Origin of the sequence: Moorena sp. SIO1F2, from assembly GCF_010672755.1 — a bacterium.
Lineage (GTDB): Bacteria > Cyanobacteriota > Cyanobacteriia > Cyanobacteriales > Coleofasciculaceae > Moorena.
Genome location: NZ_JAAHFV010000346.1, coordinates 1 through 6,650 on the forward strand (window position 1 = coordinate 1; position 6,650 = coordinate 6,650).

The 6,650-nt window shown below is 44.8% G+C and carries 7 protein-coding genes; 2 read left to right on the forward strand and 5 right to left on the reverse strand.

The genetic code is table 11. The features are described 5' to 3' along the window. Positions 1-387: 387 nt before the first annotated feature. Positions 388-1,344 carry a hypothetical protein gene (locus tag F6J94_RS27715; protein WP_293030046.1) on the reverse strand — a complete coding sequence of 319 codons (957 nt, stop codon included), beginning with the start codon at positions 1,342-1,344 and terminating at the stop codon, positions 388-390. A gap of 390 nt (positions 1,345-1,734) precedes the next feature. Here F6J94_RS27715 and F6J94_RS27720 point away from each other — a divergent pair, with 390 nt between their 5' ends. After that, positions 1,735-2,439, forward strand: coding sequence for a tetratricopeptide repeat protein (locus F6J94_RS27720; RefSeq protein WP_293030049.1), 705 nt, complete (start codon positions 1,735-1,737; stop codon positions 2,437-2,439). Positions 2,440-2,613: 174 nt separating this feature from the next. On the opposite strand, the gene F6J94_RS27725 is transcribed toward F6J94_RS27720, so the two are convergent. The 3 genes from F6J94_RS27725 to psaM all read right to left on the reverse strand — a co-directional run bounded on the left by F6J94_RS27725 (position 2,614) and on the right by psaM (position 5,258). Continuing rightward, positions 2,614-2,991, reverse strand: a complete 378-nt coding sequence (locus F6J94_RS27725) for a hypothetical protein (RefSeq protein WP_293030052.1) — start codon at positions 2,989-2,991, stop codon at positions 2,614-2,616. Between the two features lie 156 nt (positions 2,992-3,147). Next, positions 3,148-4,488: a transposase gene (locus tag F6J94_RS27730; RefSeq protein ID WP_293046254.1), complete on the reverse strand. Its 1,341-nt coding sequence runs from the start codon at positions 4,486-4,488 to the stop codon at positions 3,148-3,150. Positions 4,489-5,162: 674 nt separating this feature from the next. Further along, positions 5,163-5,258, reverse strand: coding sequence for a photosystem I reaction center subunit XII (gene psaM / locus F6J94_RS27735; protein WP_075900824.1), 96 nt, complete (start codon positions 5,256-5,258; stop codon positions 5,163-5,165). A 325-nt stretch (positions 5,259-5,583) separates the two neighbouring features. Between psaM and F6J94_RS27740 the strand changes: the two genes are divergently transcribed. Then, positions 5,584-6,342: a TerC family protein gene (locus F6J94_RS27740; RefSeq protein ID WP_293030057.1), complete on the forward strand. Its 759-nt coding sequence runs from the start codon at positions 5,584-5,586 to the stop codon at positions 6,340-6,342. Between the two features lie 111 nt (positions 6,343-6,453). Here the strand turns inward: F6J94_RS27740 and F6J94_RS27745 are convergent. Next, on the reverse strand, positions 6,454-6,650 hold a 197-nt coding region (locus tag F6J94_RS27745; protein WP_293046251.1), incomplete at its 5' end, for a nucleoside-diphosphate kinase.

Below are 6,650 nucleotides of genomic sequence, written 5' to 3' on the forward strand. Positions count from 1 at the left end.
GAATTGTTAGTCATTTGAGTTGATTGAAGCCGGCTAATTAGTCAGATTTTAATGACTAAATTTGGGGATTTTTCGGAAAATTTTGAGCTATTTCCCTATCCCCCTATCCCCCTATCCCCCTATCTCCTTTTCTCGTTAACTTATTTTTCTTTGAAACAGCCCTGCCTCCCAGGAGGGGAATATGGGGAGATAGGGAAATTGGGAGATTGGGGGAAGAGAAAGTTGTACGTTTGACCGCAACTTGGTATGAGGTGTGAGGTATGAGGTATGATGTGTCAGGTGTTAGGTCTGAGGTGTTAGATGTTGGGTTAAGTTCTGGTACTTAATGCCTCATCAAGCCCATCCAATGGACCTAGTTTCTAGGATCAGAACAACCCGATGGCTTAGTTAAAATAGCTCATGGGGAAAATCATCACATCTTAACCTTTCATACTCTTTGAGAGCCCACTCATTCTCTTCAGTGTATTTGGTTACCAGCTTAATGCATTGCTGTCTACGTCGATCCTGCTCCTGAGCTTGTTGTTGTGCTTTTTCTCTGGCTATGCGTTGAGCCTCTTGCTGGGCTTGTCGTCTGACTCGTTGAGCCTCTTGCTGGGCTTGTCGTCTGACTCGTTGAGCTTCTTTGTGGGCTTCTATGGTAGAAATTTTAGCATCTGCCCTGTCTATAATTGGTTCAACTTTCTTTTGCCAATAGCTAGTGGTCACCCTCCTAGCGTTTTGCTTAGCCTGTTGCCATTGACCTGCCTCCAGGGCTTGAAGTGCTTGTTTGCGAATCGATACATTCACAGCCCACTCTTGTTTCCATTGGGCAATGGTCTCCGGTAATTTTTGACGAATCAGAGTAGTTTCAGGGATGACTTGAGTTAGAGCAATGGCTTCATTGAGCTTCCCTTGTTCCTGATACAGCTTGGTAGCTTTCTGAAATAGGCTCTTAGACCACTGATTAATTATCTGTTGTGCCTCTTGGTAAGGAACACTATCTGGGGTCAGCTTATTGGCCTCGATAATTGCGTCTTTAAATTGGTTCGCTGCAGCTAGTATCTTAGCTTTGCCAAATAGTTTCTGGGCACACTCATCGAAAATAAGCTGAGTCTGTTGATATATAGGCGACTTTTCAGGAATAGTCGTGGCTTTATTGATGCATTCTTCATATTCCCGTTCTGATCGGTGCTTCTGAATCTCTTCTAAGCGTAATAGTGTATTTCGATAACTTTGCCATTCTTGATATGACCAACCTAGCCCTGCACCAATGACAGCAACTGCTAGCCACATCCCTACCATTCGCAGCCATGGGTTGGTTGGGGGCGAAGACACAGGTGGAATTGAAGGGGGAAGGGATGGCACAGGATTTCCTCCTGAGAGTGGATGCTATGGAATAGTAACTATACTATTTTGAACACATCTATCCGCTTTCTGCTATAGCTGCATTTCAGTAATGACAACCAAACCCCAAACCCCAAACCCCAAACCCCTAGGGAATTGTGCATCTTCCCAAAAGTGTCCACTCCCAGCCCCTCTATAAAATAATCCCCACAAAATTAATTCGTCTTTCAGGAAACTGTCATATTACTGCTGTAGTCTTCAAAGAAGAGTCCCAAGTCCGAGGGACAATCTGGATGGTTTTCTTGGGTACACCAAAGACGCATGAATAAGTGACACATTAAGACCAACCAGCTGGGTGCTGTTAGCCGTAAGGTTGAATCTAGATAGGCTGCAAATGAGGTTGAGGCAAATATGAATGCTCCTACTTTTCTAAATCGGCAAAACCAAAATCGACAGTGGTTCCCAATGTCCCCTAAAAACCACAGGCATTTAGCACCAGTGAAGCTAGTGCCTAGAAAAAGCCACATACACTCTGTGAAAAGCCTGCGCACCTTAGCAAACTCGAAAGTGAAACAAGGGGATTACAGCAGTGCGATCGCATTGTTAACCCAGTTGATTAATCTCAATCCCACCAGTGCATTAGACTACAACAATCGGGGATTGCTGTATTTCCAAAGTGGTCAGCCCTACAAAGCCCTATTTGATTACAATCAGGCACTGCGAATTGATCCAACATTGGACAGTGCTTACAACAATCGCGCTAATTATTATGCATCAGTTGGGCAACTGGCTGAAGCCCTCACCGACTACGAGCAAGCTATTGATATCAATCCGGGAAATATCCGCACCTGGATTAACCAAGGGATCACCTTCCGGGAATTGGGATTGTACGATTTAGCCCTAGAAAACCTTGACATGGCTCTAATGCTAGGATGCCTGGAAGACCATGTCTATGCCCAGAGAGGGCGTACTTACCATCTCAGGGGTGACTGGAACTGTGCCATCAGCGACTATCAAAAGGCTCTGAAGTGGCTGCCCAAGTCCGGTTCTTCTGATTCCTTGCGCGAGAAAGTGGAAAATTGGATCAATGATTTGCTTAAGCCACTGAGAGCTTGAAGGGGTTAGTGATGAGCTCTTGCCTCCCAAAGAGCGATTCGACCTAGGAGACGCGGGGCGCGTTTGGCCGTAGGCCACGCTACGCGAACGCACCGAGCAAGCTGGACCGATTACCTTTAGCTCAGTTTATGCCCACCGGAAGTATAACTAATTTCCATGCCCTAAGTCTGGCCCTCAGTCTGGATCTTGCCAGACGACCTGAACCTGATTCGGATCACGTCGTAAGCTTTGCTCTCGCATTACTTTCTGGGCTTGCCTGGGGTCAAAAGAGCGACTGAATTCACGGCGCAAGTTATTCACTCGTCTTTCAGTTCGCTTCACCTCTCGTTTGACTTCTCGCAACTTGGCTTGCTGTGAGAGATGATAAGGCAATAGTTCCATTAGTGCGGTAATCGCAGCGGCACAGAGAACTAGGTTAACAAGTAACTTAGCCGTAGTTTCACCAGCAACTGCCCCGTAAGACTGTCGCTGCGGACGGTGCTTGATTCGAGGAACTCTTCGGCGAGGTTTTGATGGTACCCGAGTTGAGTGAGGGGTTTGGATTGCGTTCATTTCCGTTTACAATGCCACGCTGGCACACCAGCGCCCTTGGGTTTATTATTGGGTTGATTAAGATAGAGTTTTTAGTATGCACCTTTTATTTAGCCAGATAATTTAGCTAAAAAATAGTCTTTATGGAAGAATCAAACCCCCAAATAGACTAAGAGCTTAGCTTGACATCCTCCCCTTCCTCAAAGTAACTGAGCTTAGCTCAGTTACTTTGAGGAAGGGGATTCCTAAATCTCGCGAATTAGGTTTTCTGCTTCGACCCGTGCCAACTAGAGTATCGTGACCAATACTCCCCGTCGCTTCCAGTCCACAGACATTTTCTGATACGCTATGCCCTAGCGCAGAGATTCCACGGTTTCTGATTTCTTGGCTAGCTGCCACATCCCGTGTCGTAGTATATCCACACTCACTACAGACGTGAATTCTCATATCTAAGGTTTTTTTACCTGTGTGTGCGCCACAGTTAGGACAAGTCTGAGAAGTACCATTTTTATCTACCTTGGCAAAATAGGTATCGGTTTTCCAGCATACCCAGTGTAGGATCTCCACGAATTGCCCAAAACCCGCGTCAGCCGATGCTTTTGAGAGCATACCCCTAGCCCAACTGACAAAATTGATATCTATGTCCTTCGGACAGGCTTCGCCAACAACAAATATCATCCCTGCACCATCACAAACATGATGAGCCAATTTAAAATGCCAGTCTTTACGAGTGTCTGATATACGTTGATGCAGTCTAGCTATTTTCTGGTTTAGCTTGTGTCTATTATTTGACTCTTTTTGCTTATTCTTTAGCCTACGTTGCAGCAATTTCAGCTTGCGCTGTAGGGTGATCAGAAATCGAGGTCGCTTAATCTCTTCACCATCACTGGTAGCTACAAACTTGTCAAACCCCAAGTCCAAACCTCTAGGATGACCGTGAGGCATGGGACTAGAGACATTGACATTTAGCTGTAGTGACAGCATCACAAAGTAACCAGATGCTTTTCTAACTATCCTCGCTTGCTTGACTTCAAACCCATTGGGAATAGGTCTTGACTGTCGCCATTTCACCCATCCCAGTTTTGGGAACTTAATCCCATCATTTCTAATTGGGTCTTTTCCTAACTGTGGAAAGACAAACGACCGCATCCGATACTTCTTCTTAAAGCGAGGCCAACCAAAACCTCTGGCTTTCATATCCTCCCAAGCTCTATCTAAAGTTCTTAGGGTTTGTTGTAGTACTTGAGAGTGAACTGTTTTCAGATGAGGATAGAGTTTCTTGGCTTGAGTTAATTGCTTGGCTTGCTTATGGTAATTCGGAAATGGTTCGTCGGCAGAAATGATGTACTCGCATTGAATCGAACAAGCATTAATAGGTGACTTACGAGATGCGCACCAATCTTTACGCTGTCTGAGCGCAAAATTCCAGACAGAACGACAAATATCTAGGGTTTGCTCGATAGATTTAATCTGTTCGGCAGTTGGTTCTAGTTTGTACTCGTAGGTCATTGTTAGCATGGCCAGATTATTATAGCTTACATGGGTTATAATGTTGTGTAAAGATTTAAGAGATTTGCCAATTATCGGGGCATCGAACCCCTCAATTGGCTTGAGGGAGTCCATGTCTCCTCGCCCTATGACATCGTGTTCGTCAGCGAACACTCGTCATGATGTCCGACGAGGTTTTATAGCTCCCTCAAACTCCCTCGTTTCGATAACGTGAGTTTGACACATAAATTTCCTGGTGTTGACTCCAATCCAAGGGAAACGACCTTCCAGTCAGGAGAATAATTCAGAATTATTGGTTATAATATCGGAAATATCTATTAACGTTCCCCGGTACACTGACGTTTGCAGCGATTCCTGGGAAATTTGGATCGCGGAAACCCGTCAAAAAGCGATCAATTGCGGTATTTGGTAGTGCTGACCGATCAAACGATACTATTGATAAACTAACTGGGGGGTTAAACCCCTGTTTTTAATTAACGACTGAGAAGCGCAAGGTTCTTCCCCTTTTTTCCATCTCCCCATGGATTTCACTAGCTTTAATGAGGCTTCGCGATTTATTAATTGGTTTCAGTGACACCACCGATAATCCTAGATTATCGGTGGTGTCACCGAAACTATTTTGTTTATCCTTCGTCCGCTCTAGATCCGAGCCGCTTAGGAGCAAGGCTTTGAGCTTCCCAGCACTATTTGTAAAGTTCGGTAGACAGCCGGAATGCTAGAAATCCCGGAAGCAAAGCCAGTAATAGAGCTCCGATAACTTGCGCATCTGAAATAGCCATCGTATACAATCTCCTTTATTTGAGCGATATTCTATACCATTAGCCAACTAATTGGGCTAGTTCTGGAATTCTATCACAATAACTTGTCCTATCCAGATACTATAATCCTTTTAGCTTGGGTTGATCTCAAATTAAGATCACAGCTATTACCTTTATCTTGCTGCAGGTTCGGTGTGGGCGTTAGAACCTCCCTGGGGTCGCAGCGCACTAAAATTCTGATTATAATGTTAAGATTAATTAAATTAGATATCAAAGTTTTAGCAATTTAGGCGATTAAGTCTATGTAATAGACTAAGTTAACCTTTTAAGACATTAAGAATTTTTAATGCTAGACCAAATTCTTAACTCATCGTTTAATGTTGGGCTTGAGGGTCCTGTGGTTTTGTTGATTCTGGTCGCACTAGAAGCTGTACTGTCTGCTGATAATGCGATCGCATTAGCTGCGATCTCCCAAGGCTTAGAGACCAAACAACTTCAACGCCATGCTCTTAACTTGGGCTTAGCAGTTGCCTATGTCCTACGAATCACTTTGATTCTCACAGCCACTTGGGTAGTGCAGTTTTGGCAGTTTGAGTTATTGGGAGCTGCCTATCTGCTCTGGTTGGTCTTTGAGTATTTCACCTCTGATGAAGATGAACAACATCACCATCATGGCCCGAAGTTTACTTCTCTATGGCAGGCAATTCCCCTAATTGCTGTAACGGATTTAGCTTTTTCCTTGGATAGTGTCACGACAGCGATCGCAATTTCTGACCAGACCTGGCTGGTTATTGCTGGTGGCACCATTGGGGTAATTACCCTGCGCTTCATGGCGGGCTTATTTATTCGTTGGTTGAAAGAGTATGTCTATCTGGAGGATGCTGGCTACATCACCGTGGGCTTTGTGGGATTGCGCCTGTTGGTCAGAGCGATTAAACCGGAATTAGTGCCACCGGAATGGTTAATGATTGCTGCTATTGCCCTAGTGTTCATGTGGGGATTTTCTGAAAAGTCTAAGACCCCAGACCTGGAGTCAATTCCTGTAGAAAATGAAGGGCAAGCGGCTTTGGGGAAAGAGCAAAGGGCAAAAGAAGCTAGCCGCTAACTGCTTTTAACAAGAGTCGGGAAGAATTCCGCCATCTCCCTATCAATGATCCCAACGCTCACCAAACATTGGTAGAGCGTGGGACTTGCCGTTTAAAGGTAAATGTTACTGTTACTCATAAAGCCAAGAGGTTATGGTTGGTTCCCAGCTAACGAGCTCTTCTTCCTTAAACCAAAGACTAATCTCCTGCTGCGCTGTCTCAATGGCATCTGAGCCATGGATAAGATTGCGACCTGTGTCTAACCCATAATCGCCCCGAATAGTTCCTGGTTCAGCCTCCAGAGGTTTGGTAGCACCAATAATCTTTA